Consider the following 17,083-nt stretch of genomic DNA (forward strand, 5'->3'; position numbering starts at 1 on the left):
CATTTGTTGCGACGGATGGGGTTGTCTAGACAGGACTGGAAGAGCGCGCAGCACCAATGAAATGGGGGTGCGGGCTTGCTCGCGAATGCGGTGTGTCAGTCGATGTTGATGTCGACTGATACTCCGCATTCGCGAGCAAGCCCGCTCCCACAGGGGAATCGCAGTGCTTGATGGTTATTTGCAGACGTCGGCGATGGCTTCGGCCAACAGATCCAGACGCGTTGCATCAATCCCGGCAACGTTCGCCCGGCCAGTACCGACCATGTAAACGCTATGGTGATCACGCAGTTGTTTAACCTGCTCCGGCGTCAAACCGGTGTAGGAAAACATTCCGCGTTGCACGCCAATGTGCGCAAAACGTTCGCGCAAGCCATGGGGCTCAAGGGCTTCCACCAGACCACTGCGCAGTTGGGCGATCCGCAAACGCATGGCTTCCACTTCGTCGGCCCAGAGGCTTTTCAGCTCCGGATCGCCAAGGATGGTCGCGACAACAGCGGCACCGTGATCCGGTGGTGTCGACCACAGGTTACGGGCGATGTTCGCCAATTGGCTGCGGATATCCACCAGCTTGTCAGCGGTTTTCGCGCAGACAATCAGCGCACCCGTGCGGTCGCGGTACAAGCCGAAGTTCTTCGAGCAGGAGCTGGTGATCAGCACTTCCGGCAGCTCGGCGGCGAACAGCCGGGTGGACCAGGCGTCCTGTTCCAGCCCGTCGCCGAAGCCCTGGTAGGCAAAATCAATCAGCGGCAGCAGGTCACGCTTGCGCACCACGTCCAGCACCCGACGCCAGTCGTCATGGGACAGATCGAAACCGGTCGGGTTGTGGCAGCAGGCGTGCAGCAGAACCACATCGCCTTTTGGCGCTTCATTGAGCACCGCCAGCATCGCTTCGACGTCAAGGCGATTGTCGCTGCCCACGTAAGGGTAGTGACTGACCTTGACCCCGGCCGCCGCGAAGATGGTTTCGTGAATTGGCCAGGTCGGGTTGCTCAGCCACACGCCACGGCCCGGCAGGCACTGGGCGATGAAGTCCGCGCTCAAGCGCAGCGCACCGGTGCCGCCCGGGGTCTGGGTGACGCCAGCCCGTTGTTCGGCGATCAGCGAAGAATCGGCGCCCAGCACCAGCTCATTGATGACTTTGCCGAACGCCGGTTCGCCGTGGCCACCGATGTAGGTCTTGGTGGTCTGACGTTCCGCTAGCCGCGCTTCGGCGAGTTTCACCGCTTGAGGAATCGGCGTCAGGCCAAAGGCATCTTTATAGACGCCCACGCCGAGGTCGAATTTGCGCGGGTTGGGGTCCTGCGCATAGGCCTCCATCAGGCCGAGAATCGGGTCGCCGGGTACTCGACCTATGGCGTCGAAATGCATTATTTGCGGCCCTCGGCGTCCTTGGCCACTTCGTCAGTGCGCGCGGCCATGATGAAGTCGTTGCGGTGCAGGCCCTTGATGGAGTGGCTCCACCAGGTCACGGTGACTTTGCCCCATTCAGTCAGCAGGCCCGGGTGGTGACCTTCAGCTTCGGAGATTTCACCGACGGCGTTGGTGAACGCCAGGGCGTGTTTGAAGTTCTTGAACAGGAAAACTTTTTCCAGCTGCATCACGCTGTCGCGTACTTCGATGTTCCAGTCCGGGATCTGCTTGATCAATACCGGCAGTTCTTCGTCGCTGACTTGCGGGGCATCGGCGCGGCAGGCTTCGCAGTGGGCTTGGTTCAATGTGGACATGATGGGTTCCTGAAATCGAATGATTGAAAATCGGCTGTCAGTGTCACCACGCTAAAGCAAAGCGTCGGTTCCTGACAGATTCACTTGATCGTAAAAGTCGCGGATCACGCAGCTTTTGGTTTTGGCGGAAACTTCGGAGCGTGCAGACCCAACTGCATGCCTTGCTTGACCATGCCCATGATGTCTTCATGAGCCAGGTCGAACAGGCGCTTGAGGTTCGGCAAGACAAAGTACAGCGGCTGCAGAATGTCGATGCGGTACGGCGTACGCATGCATTCCAGCGGATCGAAAGCCTGATGCTCAGGTTCGTCCGATAGGCAATAAACGGTTTCTTTCGGCGAGGACAAAATGCCGCCGCCGTAGATGCGCTGGCCTTCAGGGGTATCCACCAGGCCGAACTCGATGGTCATCCAGTACAGACGCGCCAGGTACACGCGTTCTTCCTTGGAAGCCTGTAGGCCGAGTTTGCCGTAGGTGTGGGTGAATTCGGCAAACCAAGGGTTGGTCAGCAGCGGACAATGGCCAAAGATCTCGTGGAAAATGTCCGGTTCTTGCAGGTAATCCAGCTCTTCGCGGGTACGAATAAACGTCGCCACCGGAAACTGTTTACTGGCGAGCAATTCGAAAAAGGTCTGGAAGGGGATCAGTGCGGGAACCCGGGCAACTTGCCAGCCGGTGGTTTCACCGAGGACCTTGTTGATCTCACCGAGTTGCGGGATGCGGTCGTGGGGCAGACCGAGTTTTTCGATACCGTCCAGGTATTCCTGGCACGCACGCCCTTCGATCACTTTCAGTTGGCGAGTGATCAGCGTGTTCCACACCGCGTGTTCTTCGGCGGGGTAGTCGATAAAACCTTGCGCATCGGGCTCGCGAGCCACGTATTGCGTCTGCTTCATGCTGCTCTCCTGCTAGGGGATTTCGTTCTTGTTATGTCCTGCTATGGACCTAGGAATACCCCAAGGTGTGCGACGTTGCAGCAGGTGGATCACGCCGCTCGTAGGAAAATTCTGCGTTTTTCGTAAAGTATTCGTTACGGATTGGCGGCTGTGGCGCAGGGATTGAGATTCACAGGTTTGAAATGCCTGGCAGGTGTCACATAATCTTGACGACTAACTTGGCGCCTGCGCAGAAAAATCCGTGCTCAGGACCTCGATCACTCCTGTTTCGGGCTTTTATATGCGTATCAAAGTTCACTGCCAGAACCGCATCGGCATCCTGCGCGACATTCTCAACCTGCTGGTGGAGTACGGAATCAACGTCGCTCGCGGCGAGGTCGGCGGTGAACATGGCAATGCCATCTACCTGCACTGCCCGAACCTGATCAACATTCAGTTCCAGGCGTTGCGTCCGAAATTCGAATCAATTGCCGGGGTCTTCGGCGTCAAGCGCGTAGGGCTGATGCCCAGCGAGCGTCGGCACATGGAGCTGAATGCCTTGCTCGGTGCGCTGGAGTTCCCGGTGCTGTCGATCGACATGGGCGGCTCGATCGTTGCGGCCAACCGCGCGGCGGCGCAGTTGCTCGGGGTGCGGGTCGATGAGGTGCCGGGCATTCCGTTGTCGCGCTACGCCGAGGATTTCGACTTGCCGGAACTGGTGCGCGCCAACAAGTCGCGGATCAACGGGTTGCGGGTCAAGGTCAAGGGTGATGTGTTTCTCGCCGACATCGCGCCGCTGCAATCGGAGCATGACGACAGTGAGGCCATGGCCGGTGCCGTATTGACGTTGCACCGCGCCGATCGGGTGGGGGAGCGCATCTATAACGTGCGCAAGCAGGAATTGCGCGGGTTCGACAGCATCTTCCAGAGCTCGAAGGTAATGGCCGCGGTGGTGCGCGAAGCCCGGCGCATGGCGCCGCTGGATGCGCCGCTATTGATAGAAGGCGAAACCGGCACCGGTAAAGAGTTGTTGGCGCGAGCCTGTCACCTGGCGAGTCCGCGGGGGCAGTCGCCATTGATGGCACTCAACTGCGCTGGTCTGCCGGAGTCGATGGCCGAGACCGAACTGTTCGGCTATGGCCCCGGCGCCTTCGAAGGCGCGCGGGCCGAAGGCAAGCTTGGGCTGCTGGAGCTGACGGCGGGCGGTACGCTGTTTCTCGATGGCGTCGGGGAAATGAGCCCGCGCTTGCAGGTGAAATTGCTGCGCTTTTTGCAGGACGGTTGCTTCCGGCGTGTAGGCAGCGATGAAGAGGTTTATCTGGACGTACGGGTGATCTGCGCAACGCAGGTCGATCTTTCCGAGCTGTGCGCGCGCGGTGAGTTTCGTCAGGATCTGTATCACCGCTTGAACGTGTTGTCCTTGCACATTCCGCCACTGCGCGAGTGCCTCGATGGTTTGACGCCGCTGGTGGAACACTTCCTCGATCAGGCCAGTCGGCAGATTGGTTGCCCGCTGCCGAAGCTGGCACCGGCGGCGATGGAGCGGCTCAGTCACTACCATTGGCCGGGCAATGTGCGACAGCTGGAAAACGTGCTGTTCCAGGCGGTTTCCCTGTGCGAAGGCGGGACGGTCAAGGCCGAGCATATTCGTCTGCCGGATTACGGCGTGCGTCAGCCCCTTGGCGACTTCTCGCTCGAGGGTGGGTTGGATGCGATTGTTGGGCGCTTCGAGAAAGCTGTGCTGGAGCGCTTGTATTCCGAGCATCCGAGCAGTCGGCAATTGGGTAAGCGGTTGGGGGTTTCGCATACGACTATTGCCAATAAGTTGCGTGAGTATGAAGTCGGCAAGAGCGAGTCATAGCCGATAGCTGTTTTGCCTGTGATGGACCCTTCGCGAGCAAGCCCGCTCCCACATTTAATTTGTGTTTGGCTCGATCAAATGTGGGAGCGGGCTTGCTCGCGAAGGCGGTAGTCCAGTCCACCTCAACGTCAGCCGTTGCCACTTACCGGCATAACACCGCCGGTTTTTCGTCTTCGACACAATCCCCAATCCCCCTCTGAACCCCTCAAGTCCTTTGTTTGCCGGGCCCCGCGTCGCCAGAAAAAAGTTGGTCTGCAAATTGCTTGTGGCTCAGCAGTAAAGCGGTGGGCGGCAAACGTCCGGCATGCAGAGGAAAGAGCGTGGACAAGTACCTTTATGTGGCAATGACCGGCGCCAGCCAGAATGCACTGGCGCAGAAGGCTCATGCCAACAACCTGGCGAACATCTCCACCAACGGTTTCCAGAAAGACCTGGAGCAGGCGCGTTCGATGCCGGTGTTCGGTGACAGCTTTCCGGCGCGTGCGTTTGCCATGTCCGAACGCCCGGCCACCGACTTCTCTCCTGGCGCGCTGGTGGAAACCGGCCGTGATCTGGATGTCGCGGTGCAGGGCAACGGTTGGATCGCGCTACAGAACCCTGACGGCGGTGAAAGCTACGTGCGTACCGGCAGCCTGAACGTTGACGCCCTCGGCGTGCTACGGGCCGGCAACGGTATGCCGGTGCTGGGCAATGGCGGGCCGATTGCCGTGCCACCCGAGCAGCAAATCGAAGTGGGCGAGGACGGCACCATCAGCATTCGTGCGATGGGCGAAGGTCCTCGCGTGATGGCGGAAGTCGACCGCATCAAACTGGTCAACCCTGACTTCAGGAACATGACCAAAGGCCTGGACGGTTCGATCCACACCAAGGACGGCAAGCCGGCGCAAGCCGATGCCAACGTCAAGCTGGTGTCCGGGTTCCTCGAGTCGAGCAACGTCAATGCCGTGGAAGAGATGACCTCGGTGCTGGCCCTGGCCAAGCAGTTCGAGCTGCACATCAAGATGATGAACACCGCCAAAGAAGACGACCAGGCCATGGCTCGGGTCTTGCAGATCAGCTAATTATCAGAACGTCGCGCCGTAAAACAGGCGCACGAGGAGAATCGAATGCTTCCGGCTCTATGGGTTGCCAAAACAGGTCTGTCCGCCCAGGACACCAACCTGACGACTATTTCCAACAACCTGGCCAACGTGTCGACCACGGGTTTCAAACGTGATCGCGCCGAGTTCCAGGACTTGCTCTACCAGATCAAGCGCCAGCCAGGCGCCCAGTCGACCCAGGACAGCGAACTGCCGTCGGGTCTGCAATTGGGTACCGGTGTGCGCATTGTCGGCACCCAGAAAAACTTCACCGCCGGCAGCCTGCAAACCACCGAACAGCCGCTGGACATGGCCATCGACGGTCGCGGTTTCTTCCAGATTCTGCAGCCGGACGGTACCACGTCCTACACCCGTGACGGTACGTTCCACCTCGACTCCAACGGTCAGATCGTGAACGCCAGCGGCTTCGCCCTGGAACCGGCCATTGTCATCCCGAACGACGCCCAGACCTTCACGGTCGGTCGCGACGGCACCGTGTCCGTCACCGTTGCCGGCAACCCGGCCGCCCAGGTGATCGGCAACCTGCAAACCGCCGACTTCATCAACCCGGCCGGCCTGCAAGCGGTGGGTAACAACCTGTTCCTGGAAACCGCTGCCAGTGGTGCGCCGCAAGTCGGCACGCCAGGCCTGGCCGGGTTCGGCACCACGCTGCAGAACACCCTGGAAACTTCCAACGTCAGCACCGTTGAGGAGATGGTCAACATGATCACCACTCAGCGCGCCTACGAGATGAACTCCAAGGTGATCTCCACCGCCGACCAGATGCTCTCGTTCGTAACGCAGAATCTGTAATCAAGTCTATGAGGCGGCCATGAGGCCGCCTGCAACACCGTGAGGTAGGGTCATGAATCGCTTTGTATCTGTTCTGGCACTGAGTGGCATCACTGCACTCGCGGGCTGCGTCGCCCCGACGCCCAAGCCCAATGACCCTTACTACGCCCCGGTGTTGCCGCGCACGCCGCTGCCGGCTGCCGCCAATAACGGCTCGATCTACCAGGCCGGTTTCGAACAGAACCTGTACAGCGACCGCAAGGCGTTCCGGGTCGGTGACATCATCACCATCACCCTGAACGAGCGGACCCAGGCCAGCAAAAACGCCAACTCGCAAGTGGCCAAGAACAGCAAGGCCGACATTGGCCTGAGCTCGTTTTTTGGTGGTGGCCTGAGCACCAATAACCCGGTGGGCGGTGGCGACCTGAGCCTGGACGTCGGTTATGAAGGCGATCGCGCGACCAAGGGCGACAGCAAGTCCGGCCAGAGCAACAGCCTGACCGGCTCGATCACGGTGACCGTCGCCGACGTGTTGCCCAACGGCATCATCGCCGTGCGTGGCGAGAAGTGGCTGACCCTCAATACCGGTGATGAACTGGTGCGGATTGCCGGGCTCGTTCGTGCTGATGACATCGCCACCGACAACACCGTTTCGTCGACCCGTGTCGCCGATGCGCGCATCACCTATTCGGGCACCGGTGCCTTTGCCGATGCGAGTCAGCCAGGCTGGTTCGACCGTTTCTTCCTCAGCCCGCTGTTCCCTTTCTAGGTGGTCACGTTGAATCTTAAGCACCTTCTGGTGGCCGCCCTGATGCTGTCCGCAGCCTTCAATGCTCAAGCCGAGCGGCTGAAGGACATCGCCAGTATCTCCGGCGTGCGGTCCAACCAATTGATCGGCTACGGCCTGGTGGTCGGGCTTAATGGTACCGGTGACCAGACGACCCAGACGCCGTTCACCCTGCAGACCTTCAACAACATGCTCTCGCAGTTCGGTATCAAGGTGCCGCCGGGTTCGGGCAACGTGCAGTTGAAGAACGTCGCCGCCGTATCGATCAGTGCCGACTTGCCGGCGTTCGCGAAGCCGGGTCAGCAGGTCGACATCACCGTTTCGTCCATCGGTAACTCCAAGAGTCTGCGCGGCGGCACCTTGCTGCTGACGCCGCTCAAGGGTATCGACGGCAACGTCTACGCCGTCGCCCAGGGCAACCTGGTGGTCGGCGGTTTTGATGCCGAAGGTCGCGATGGTTCGAAGATCACTGTCAACGTTCCGTCGGCCGGTCGCATCCCTGGCGGCGCATCGGTGGAGCGTTCGGTGCCGAGCGGTTTCAACCAGGGCAACAGCCTGACCCTGAACCTCAACCGTTCCGACTTCACCACTGCCAAGCGCATCGTCGACAAGATCAACAACATGCTCGGCCCTGGCGTTGCCCAGGCCATCGACGGCGGTTCGATTCGCGTCAGTGCGCCACTCGATCCGAGCCAACGGGTCGACTACCTGTCGATCCTCGAAAACCTTGAAGTCGATCCGGGCCAGGCGGTGGCGAAAGTCATCATCAACTCCCGCACCGGCACTATCGTGATCGGCCAGAACGTCAAGGTGTCCCCGGCCGCCGTGACCCACGGCAGCCTGACCGTGACCATCACCGAAGACCCGATCGTCAGCCAGCCCGGTCCTCTGTCCAATGGTCAGACGGCGGTCGTGCCGCGTTCGCGGGTCAACGCCCAGCAAGAAGCCAAGCCGATGTTCAAGTTCGGCCCGGGTACCACCCTCGACGAAATCGTCCGTGCGGTGAACCAGGTCGGCGCGGCGCCGGGTGACTTGATGGCCATCCTCGAAGCACTGAAACAGGCCGGCGCGTTGCAAGCCGACCTGATCGTGATCTGAGGACGGCGACCATGGATATGCGCAAGGGCGGCTTGGGTGTCAGCAGCAACGATTCGGGTTCCTATTCGGACTTAAATCGCTTGAACCAGCTCAAGGTCGGCGACAAGGACAGTGACGGCAACATGCGCAAAGTCGCGCAGGAATTCGAGTCGCTGTTCCTCGGTGAAATGCTCAAGTCCATGCGTTCGGCCACCGACGCGTTGGGCCAGGACAATCCGCTCAACACGCCGGCCGCCAAGCAATACCAGGAAATGTACGACCAGCAGTTGGCGGTTTCCATGTCCCGTGAGGGCGGCGGTATCGGTCTGGCCGACGTGCTGATGCGGCAGATGTCGAAGAACAAACCGCTGGCGCCGGGCGAAGCCGCTGCTGCTTCGGCGGCCAAGCAAGCCGCCGCGAAAGCGGCTGTGGAAACGCCGGTGGCCGCCGGTACGGTGGCCACTAATGGGCCGTTGTCGCGCCTGAACGGTCAGCGTCCATTGTGGGCTTCGCGCTCGATCAATGCGCCGCAGTCGGCGGGTGAGGGCGTGCACCGCAATGACATGGCGCTGATCAATCAGCGGCGCCTGGCGTTGCCGCCGAAATTGGCGGATCGCTTGCTGGCCGGCCTGGTGCCTTCCGCTCCGACAACCGCTGCGACGGTCAACAAGACTCAATTGCCAGAGCGCACCACGCCTGTCGTGACCGGTTCAGGGCCTCTGTTCAATGGCGACTGGCTGGCGAATGCGCAAGCCTCGGCTAGCGGCGGGGGCATGCAGATTCATGGTCGTTCGATGGCGCAGATCCCCCTGGCACCGCCGAAGAAAGCCTTCAGTTCCGCCGACGAGTTCGTCAGCGCCATGCTGCCCATGGCCAAGGAAGCAGCGGATCGCATTGGTGTCGACCCGCGTTATCTGGTGGCCCAGGCCGCCCTCGAAACCGGCTGGGGCAAATCCGTCATGCGCGCTCAGGATGGCAGCAGTAGCCACAACCTGTTCGGCATCAAGGCCAGCAGCAGTTGGAAGGGCGATTCGGCGCGCGCGATCACCAGCGAATTCAGAAATGGCGAGATGGTCAAGGAGGCGGCTGAGTTCCGTTCCTATGCCTCTTACAAGGACAGCTTCCATGACCTTGTGACGCTGCTGCAAACCAACAATCGCTATCAAGATGTTGTGAAGTCGGCCGATAACCCAGAACAGTTTGTGCGCGAGTTGCAAAAGGCCGGTTACGCAACCGACCCGGACTACGCAAGCAAGATTTCGCAGATAGCCAAGCAGATGACGAGTTACCAGAACTACGCTGCGGCGGGCGCTTCCACCACGCCTTTATAGGCATAAGCTATAAGGTCTGAACCATGAGTTTGCTCAATATCGGGATGTCAGGGCTGTCCTCCAGCCAAGCGTCGTTGATGACTACGGGTAACAACATCGCTAACGCCGATACCGCAGGTTACTCGCGTCAGCAAACCGTGCAGGGCACCAAAGCCTCGCAGCAGTTCGGCAATGTCTTCATCGGTACCGGCACGACCCTGGCCGATGTGCGCCGGGTGTACAACAGCTACCTGGATGCCCAACTGCAGACCACCACTTCGCTCAACAGCGATTCGGCGGCGTATCTGGGCCAGGTCACGCCACTTGATAAAATGCTGTCGGACAGCGGCACCGGCCTTAACGGCGCCCTGACCAAGTTTTTCGCCTCGGTGCAGAACGTCAATGCCAAACCCGGTGACGACGCTTCCCGCCAGTTGCTGCTCAGCGATGCCCAGGCCCTGAGCAATCGTTTCAATTCAGTGTCCAGCCAGTTGAATGCGCAGAACGCGACCATCAACGGCAACCTGACGAACATGGCCGATCAGGTCAATAAACTGGCCGCCACCGTGGCGCAGTTGAACCAGAAGATTGCCGAGATCTCCAGCGCCGGCGGCATGCCGAACGAGCTGCTTGACGCCCGTAACGAGACGGTTCGCCAGCTCTCGACCTTTACCGGCGCGCAGATCGTCGAACGCGAAGGCAACATCGACATCTATCTGGGCAGCGGTCAGCCGCTGGTGATGGGTAATACCGTCAACAAACTGGAAGTGGTTCCGGGCAAAGACGATCCGGGACGCTTGTCGCTGCAGCTCAACCGTGGTTCGAGCACCATCGAAATCACGTCGATCATGACCGGTGGCGAGATCGGTGGTCTGCTGCGTTATCGCAGCACCGTCCTGGACCCGGCCATGAACGAGTTGGGTCGGGTCGCACTGGTTGTCGCTGACCAGATGAACCGCATTCAGGCCCAAGGCATCGACAAGAACGGTGACTTCGGTTCGAACCTGTTCAACAGCATCAACAGTGCTGCCCAGATGGCTCAGCGCAGCATCGCTTCCACCAGCAACAGCGTCGGCTCCGGCAACTTCGATGTGAGCATCAAAGACACCGGCAAGCTGACCATTAACGATTACAAGGTGACGTTTACCAGCGCCACCGACTACACCGTTCAGCGCTTGCCGGATAACACCGCGATGGGGAGTTTCAGCACGCTGACCACGCCGCCGCCGGTGATCGATGGTTTCTCGTTGAAACTCAGCGGTGGTACCGCGGCGGCGGGTGATACCTTCAAGATCACCCCGACCCGCAACGCGGCGACCAACATCAAGACCGAGATGACCGACTCCAAGCGTCTGGCTATCGCGGCGCCACTGGGTGCGGCCATCGCACCGGGCGGCAGCGGCACGCTGACGATTCCGGCCAGCGGTCAGCCGACGCTCAAGACGCCGCTGGATATCTACGACTCGGCCACCACCCTGGCCATTCAGAACGGCCTGAAGACTTCGACCCCGGTCAAAATTGTGTTCGGTGCGGCGGGCGGTGCGACCCAGACTTACCAGATGCTCGATGCCCAGGGCAACGCGCTCAGCAGCGGCACCATCGTGCCGGGCCAGAACAATACGATGTCCCTGAGCATCCCGCTGGTGGATGGCACCGGTGCACCGATCATGGACCCCGGCCCGCCTGCGGTGCAGCGTACCGCAGCGTTCGAAATGACCGTCGCGGGCTCGCCGGGCACGTCGACGGCGATCAATGTCTCGCTCAGTCAACCGGGCACGCTGGACAACCGCAACGGCACCGTACTGGCCGACCTGCAGACCAAGCAGACCGTGGACACCGGTTCCGCCAGCAAAGGCATTTCCCTGACCGATGCCTACGGCAAACTGGTCGAGGGCGTCGGTTCCAAGGCGGCTCAAGGCAAGCTCGACAGCGCCGCGACCACTGCGATTCTGGCCAACGCCAAAGGGGCTCGCGATTCGCTGTCGGGGGTCGACCTCGATGAGGAAACCGGCAACCTGGTCAAATATCAGCAGTACTACACAGCCTCTTCGCAGATCATCAAGGCTGCGCAGGAAATCTTCAGCACACTGATCAACAGTCTTTAAGGAGTCGTAGCCCATGCGCATTTCTACCGCCCAGTTTTACGAGTCCTCTGCTGCCAACTATCAGAAGAACTTTGCCAACGTGGTCAAGAGCAGCGAAGAGGCCAGCAGCCTGGTTCGCGTCAACACCGCGGCCGATGATCCGGTCGGTGCCTCGCGCCTGCTGCAATTGGGCCAACAGGCTTCGATGCTCGATCAGTACAAGACCAACACCAACACCCTCAAGGCGACCCTGGGTCAGACCGAAGCGGTGATGACCAGCATCAACAACGTGATACAGCGAGCCCGGGAACTGGCCATCGGTGCCGGTAACGCCGGTTACACCGACTCCGACCGTCAGGCCAACGCCTCCGAGCTGGGTCAGATCGAAGAGCAGTTGCTGAGCCTGATGAACAGCAAGGACGAGAACGGCAAGTACATCTTTTCCGGTTCCAAGGGTGAAGTCGCGCCGTTCTCGCGCAACGACGATGGCACCTACAGCTACAACGGTGACCAGGTGACCCTCGATCTGGCGGTCGGCGATAACATGTCGATGGCGACCAACAGCACTGGCTGGGAAGTGTTCCAGCAGGCCATCAATACCAGCCGCAGCCAGGTCACCATGACCGCGCCGGCCGTGGATGACGGTCGCGTAGTCCTGTCCAATGGTCAGGTTTCGTCGAGCGTGACCTACAACAACAAATTCCGTGCGGGCGAACCGTACACCGTCGAATTCGTCAGCGGCACCCAGTTGAAAATCACTGATTCGGGCGGTAACGACGTGACTGCCGAAGCCAGCCAGGGCGGTACGTTCGACCCCAGCACCAAGGCCGGCCAGGGCGTCAGTTTTCGCGGTGTCGAACTGACCCTCAATATCAATCTGGGTGCTGGTGACACTGCCGCCACCGTGCTGCCGGGCCACACATTTACGCTGGCGGCCAAGCCTGACACCTTCACCGCAACCCGCAGTCCGGGTAACCCGACGCCGACCCAGGTGACCGGCAGCAGCATCACTGACCCGGTGGCTTACCACGCCAGTTTCCCGACCGGTTCGGCGGTGATGAAATTCACCAGCGCCACCGACTTCGATTTGTACGCGGCACCGCTGACGGCCGACAGCAAGCCGGTGTCTTCCGGCACCGTGGTGGCTGGCGTTGCTACCGCCTCGGGCGTGAGTTTCAACCTGAGCGGTGCGCCGGCGGCGGGTGATCAGTTCAGCGTGGCCGTCAACACCCACGAAACCCAGAACATTCTGGACACCGTGAGCCAGCTGAAAACGGCGCTGAACACACCAACCAATGGCGATCCGATCCTGACCCAGAAGTTGCAAGCGTCTCTTGCTTCCGGTATCGGCAACCTGGCGAGCGGCAACGATCAGCTGTCCAGTGCGTTGAGTTCGGTGGGCGGTCGCGGTGCAGCTCTGGAAATCCAGAGCGACACCAACCAGAGCCTGGTCCTGGCCAACACCCAGACCCAGTCGGCGATCCGCGATTCCGATCCGGCCACAGTGATGACTCGTCTGACGTTGCAACAAACGATGTTGCAAGCATCGCAACTGGCCTTCAGCAAGATTACTCAGCTGGGCTTGTTCAACAAGATCTGAGTCTGTGTCTGTCGAGCTGCCAACCGTCTTTTCCTAAGCGGTTCCGGAGCCTCTGCCTGAAAGGGCAGAGGCTCGCCGCTCGAGAGTTTCGTCGTGAATCAACACCCTCTAGTCAGTATCGTCATCCCCGCCTTCAACCCGCGCTTCTTCAGCCAGGCGCTGGAGAGTTCGCTCGCTCAAACCTATGAGAACGTCGAAATCGTCATTTGTGACGATTCGTCCTCCGACGAGATTCAGGGCATCGTCGAGTCGTTCGTCGAGCCGGCGCATCCCGTTCGTTACTTGCGTAACCCCAAGCGTCTCGGGCTGCAAAAGAACCTGCTGCGCTGTGTCGAAGAAGCTCGAGGCGAGTTCATCAAAGTGCTGTGCGACGACGACCGTCTGTTCGTGCCGAGCATTGCGTCGCAAGCCCAAGTACTGATCGATCATCCCGAGGTGACGCTCGTTTGCGGCTTGCGCATGATGAGCGATACCAACAACTACATCTTGCCGCCACGAATCGACAACTGCCGTTTTTCGCCCATCGATTCGCTGCTCAAGGGCGATGACATGTTGGCGATTTTCGAGAGCACGCCGAAGAATTTCATCGGCAACTTCAGCTCGACCCTGATGCGCCGTGCCGATGTGCTCGAGCTGTTGCCTGCACTGATTCAGGAAGGTTCCGGCTTTGTCGCGATGCTCGATTTCGCCTTGTTCGTGTGCCTGTTGCGCCGCGGTAATCTGGCGGCGCTGAACACCGTGCTGAGTACCGAACGTCTGTACCCGGAACGCTTGAGCAAGACCTTGGAAATGACTCGGGCGGCCGCGCAGGAATGGGAATGGCTGACGCAAATGCTGACCTCGCGTGGCGGCGAGTCGGCACCTGCATCGGGTTGGGTGCGCAGTGTCGAAATGAGCAAGGCCGCCGATGAACCGCGACAGTGGGAAGAGTTGTGCGTGGTGCGCGTGCTGGGCAATCGCAACACCGTGGTCAACGGCCGCGTGGGCGGGAATAGCGACAGCTATGCCGATTTCTACCGCGAGTGGCTGTCGGTCCGCAAACTCAACCCGGCGGAAACGCGGCACATGCCGGAACGTATCAGTCGCTGGGCCGTGCGTCCGAACCTGGTGCCAATCATCATCGACACCGAATCTGACAGCGCCGGTCTGAAAGCCACGCTGGCCAGCATCGCCGCGCAACTGTACGCACCGCAAGCGGTGATCGTGCTGTCCAATGCTGACTGCGATGCCGGCGATAAAGTGCTGCAGTTGCCGCTGGAGGCGAACTGGTCGCAACAGCTCAATGCCGTGGTACCGCAACTGGAAGGTGCGCATTGGTTCTATCTGCTGCGGGCAGGTGACACGCTGCGCGAGTCGGCGCTGCTGGTGCTGGCTGAGCGCATTGCCGGCACACCCGGCATGCTGTGCGCCTACAGCGATGAGGGAGCGCTGGTCGAGGGTGAGTCCGTCGACCCGGTATTCAAGCCTGACTTCAACCTCGACCTCATGCGCTCCTACCCCTACGTCGGGCGAACACTGGCGTTCGAGCGGCAGCGCTTTTTGACGGCGGGCGGTTTCGATTCAGCTCACGGTGAACTGGCGCCGCAGGATTTGCTCTGGCGTCTGGTGGAAGAGGCCGGGTTGCACACCATCGAGCACATTGCCGAGATTCAGGTGGAGTCGACTCAGACCTTTCCCGATTGGATGTCGTTGCCCGAGGTGATCGAGGGCAGTGAGGCGCTGGTCAGTGCGCACCTGACACGCATTGGTCTGGAACACCGGATTCGCCATGAAGAGTTGCCGCTGCTCAATCGTATCGATTACTTGCACGGCCACCGGCCTCTGGTCTCGATCATCATTGCCGCAGGCACGTCGCTGGCCGCGTTGCAGCGCTGTACCGAAAGCCTGATCGAAAAGACCACTTACGCCGAATACGAAATCCTGATTGTCGATGAAGGTCGCGGCGATCCGGCGATGGCCGACTGGCTGAGCGCCATGGCGCAGTTGGGCGCGGCCATGCTGCGGGTGCTGCGTTATGACGGCAGCGGCGGTGAGGCGACTATCGTCAATTTCGCCGCCAGTCACGCCCGTGGCGAGTACCTGTTGACGCTCAGCCCACGCAGTGTGATTTGCGCTGGCGACTGGCTCGCTGAATTGCTCAATCACGCTCAGCGCCCGGAAGTCGGCGTGGTGGGCGCGCGGCTGCTGAGTTCCAACAGTGCGATCGTCTCCGCCGGTTTGATTCTGGGGCTGGCCGGACCTGCCAGTTCGCCGTTTCTCGGGGAGCATGTCAGTGCCCGGGGCTACATGCAGCGCCTGCAGGTGACCCAGAACTGGAGCGCCGTCAGCAGTGATTGTCTGATGGTGCGCAAAGAAGTGTTCGACAGCCTGGGTCAGCTCGATGACGCCGAATTCAACCTGGGACTCAGTGGTGTTGATCTGTGCCTCAAGGCAGATAAAAACGGCTACCTGATCGTCTGGACGCCTTTTTCGACCGTGGTGATGGGCGACGACTTATCGCCCGCACCGTCGTCGGCGAATGTGCAGGCGCAGGTGTTCGAGCAGGAAACCTTCTACAAAAAGTGGCTGCCGAAAATCTCCCGCGATCCAGCCTACAGTCCGACGCTGACACTCGGTGTGGCGAGCTTCAGTCTGGAACCTTCGCTGCGCAACAACTGGAATCCGTTCTGCCATCGCGACCTGCCGCTGATTCTCGGGTTGCCGGTCAACGAGTCGGCGATCGGGCATTACCGGGTGACTGCGCCTCTGGCGGAGCTTGAGGCGGCGGGACGAGTCATTGCGCGCGTGGCCTACGAGTCGCCGTCGACCGTGGAAATCGAGCGCATGTCGCCTGACACCATTATCTTGCAGGGGCGCTATAGCGACGGCTCGGCGGCAGACATTCTGCGCATGAAGAAATACTCCAATGCCCTGAGGATCTTCGAGCTGGACGACTACATTGTCAGCACGCCGAAAAAGAACAGCCACGCCCGCAACAAGCCTGCCAACACCGAGCAGATGTTGCGTGATGGCATTGCCCTGTGCGACCGCGTGGTGGTGACCACGCAGGCACTGGCGGATGTCTTGTCGAGCATGCACAGCGAGATTCGCGTGGTGCCCAACATGCTGCCGCCCGATCCGTGGGCGACCCTGACCAGTCAGCGCCGCACCTCGAAGAAACCACGGGTTGGCTGGGGCGGCGGTACCAGTCACACCGGTGACCTGGAAATCATCGCCGACGTGGTCCGCGAGCTGGCCAATGAGGTGGAATGGGTGTTCTTCGGCATGTGCCCGGACGCCTTGCGCCCGTACATTCACGAATTCCATGGCACCATCGATTTGCAGAGTTACCCGTACAAACTGGCGAGCCTGAACCTCGACCTGGCACTGGCACCGTTGGAATTCCATATCTTCAACGACTGCAAAAGCAATTTGCGGTTACTGGAATATGGCGCGTGCGGTTATCCGGTGATTTGCACCGATACCCGGGCGTATGACGGTTTCTTGCCGTGTACCAAGGTTCTTAGCAACAGCACTGAGGAGTGGTTGCAGGCGATTCGTATGCACCTGGCTGATCCGGATGCCAGCTATCGCATGGGTGATGAATTGCGTGAGGCGGTGCATCGGGATTTCATGTTGCGGGGCGATAATCTGCAGCATTGGCTTTGGGGGTGGTTGCCGGACTGAGGTTTTTTTTCGGTCGGTGTACATATCCGTTTCGGCCTGTAACGGCGGCTCTTTGATCGGGGGTATATCCGTTTCTTCGGTAGCGGCGGCTGGCGGTTTCGCTTTTACAGCGAGTCACTTTCGAAAAGCGCGAAAGTAACCAAAGCGCTTTTGCCCCTTTCGTTCGGCCCTTCGCCTAGGCTCAGGGTGCCCTCGCTCCGGTCCTGCTCCGTGGGCCCGCCGCCACAG

12 protein-coding genes are annotated in these 17,083 nt (G+C 60.3%); 9 read left to right on the plus strand and 3 right to left on the minus strand.

Annotated features, from left to right (window positions below; genetic code table 11):
- Positions 1–174: 174 nt before the first annotated feature.
- The 3 genes from ACA055_RS07525 to phhA form a co-directional block, all read right to left on the minus strand.
- Positions 175–1,368 carry an amino acid aminotransferase gene (locus ACA055_RS07525; protein WP_497683057.1) on the minus strand — a complete coding sequence of 398 codons (1,194 nt, stop codon included), beginning with the start codon at positions 1,366–1,368 and terminating at the stop codon, positions 175–177.
- Positions 1,368–1,724, minus strand: coding sequence for a 4a-hydroxytetrahydrobiopterin dehydratase (locus ACA055_RS07530; RefSeq protein WP_008030478.1), 357 nt, complete (start codon positions 1,722–1,724; stop codon positions 1,368–1,370). The genes ACA055_RS07525 and ACA055_RS07530 overlap by 1 nt, the downstream gene beginning before the upstream one ends.
- A 104-nt stretch (positions 1,725–1,828) precedes the next feature.
- Entirely contained in the window at positions 1,829–2,620 is a 792-nt protein-coding gene (gene phhA / locus ACA055_RS07535) for a phenylalanine 4-monooxygenase (protein ID WP_497683058.1), read from the minus strand.
- A gap of 280 nt (positions 2,621–2,900) precedes the next feature.
- Between phhA and ACA055_RS07540 the strand changes: the two genes are divergently transcribed.
- The 9 genes from ACA055_RS07540 to ACA055_RS07580 all read left to right on the plus strand — a co-directional run bounded on the left by ACA055_RS07540 (position 2,901) and on the right by ACA055_RS07580 (position 16,855).
- Positions 2,901–4,460: a sigma-54-dependent transcriptional regulator gene (locus ACA055_RS07540; RefSeq protein WP_497683059.1), complete on the plus strand. Its 1,560-nt coding sequence runs from the start codon at positions 2,901–2,903 to the stop codon at positions 4,458–4,460.
- A 320-nt stretch (positions 4,461–4,780) separates the two neighbouring features.
- Positions 4,781–5,521, plus strand: coding sequence for a flagellar basal body rod protein FlgF (locus ACA055_RS07545; RefSeq protein ID WP_497683060.1), 741 nt, complete (start codon positions 4,781–4,783; stop codon positions 5,519–5,521).
- A 45-nt stretch (positions 5,522–5,566) separates the two neighbouring features.
- A complete protein-coding gene (gene flgG, locus ACA055_RS07550; protein ID WP_497683061.1) occupies positions 5,567–6,352 on the plus strand; it encodes a flagellar basal-body rod protein FlgG in 786 nt (261 codons plus the stop codon).
- Between the two features lie 52 nt (positions 6,353–6,404).
- Complete coding sequence (gene flgH / locus ACA055_RS07555; RefSeq protein WP_497683062.1) at positions 6,405–7,100, plus strand: flagellar basal body L-ring protein FlgH; 696 nt, start codon at positions 6,405–6,407, stop codon at positions 7,098–7,100.
- A gap of 42 nt (positions 7,101–7,142) precedes the next feature.
- Positions 7,143–8,216: a flagellar basal body P-ring protein FlgI gene (locus ACA055_RS07560; protein ID WP_497684367.1), complete on the plus strand. Its 1,074-nt coding sequence runs from the start codon at positions 7,143–7,145 to the stop codon at positions 8,214–8,216.
- A gap of 11 nt (positions 8,217–8,227) precedes the next feature.
- Positions 8,228–9,526, plus strand: a complete 1,299-nt coding sequence (flgJ, locus tag ACA055_RS07565) for a flagellar assembly peptidoglycan hydrolase FlgJ (RefSeq protein WP_497683063.1) — start codon at positions 8,228–8,230, stop codon at positions 9,524–9,526.
- A gap of 23 nt (positions 9,527–9,549) precedes the next feature.
- Positions 9,550–11,610 carry a flagellar hook-associated protein FlgK gene (gene flgK, locus ACA055_RS07570; RefSeq protein ID WP_497683064.1) on the plus strand — a complete coding sequence of 687 codons (2,061 nt, stop codon included), beginning with the start codon at positions 9,550–9,552 and terminating at the stop codon, positions 11,608–11,610.
- 13 nt (positions 11,611–11,623) lie between these two features.
- Positions 11,624–13,189: a flagellar hook-associated protein 3 gene (locus ACA055_RS07575; protein WP_497683065.1), complete on the plus strand. Its 1,566-nt coding sequence runs from the start codon at positions 11,624–11,626 to the stop codon at positions 13,187–13,189.
- A gap of 93 nt (positions 13,190–13,282) precedes the next feature.
- Complete coding sequence (locus ACA055_RS07580; protein WP_497683066.1) at positions 13,283–16,855, plus strand: glycosyltransferase; 3,573 nt, start codon at positions 13,283–13,285, stop codon at positions 16,853–16,855.
- The last annotated feature ends 228 nt before the right edge of the window (positions 16,856–17,083 follow it).

Source organism: Pseudomonas sp. LBUM1657 (genome assembly GCF_059716075.1).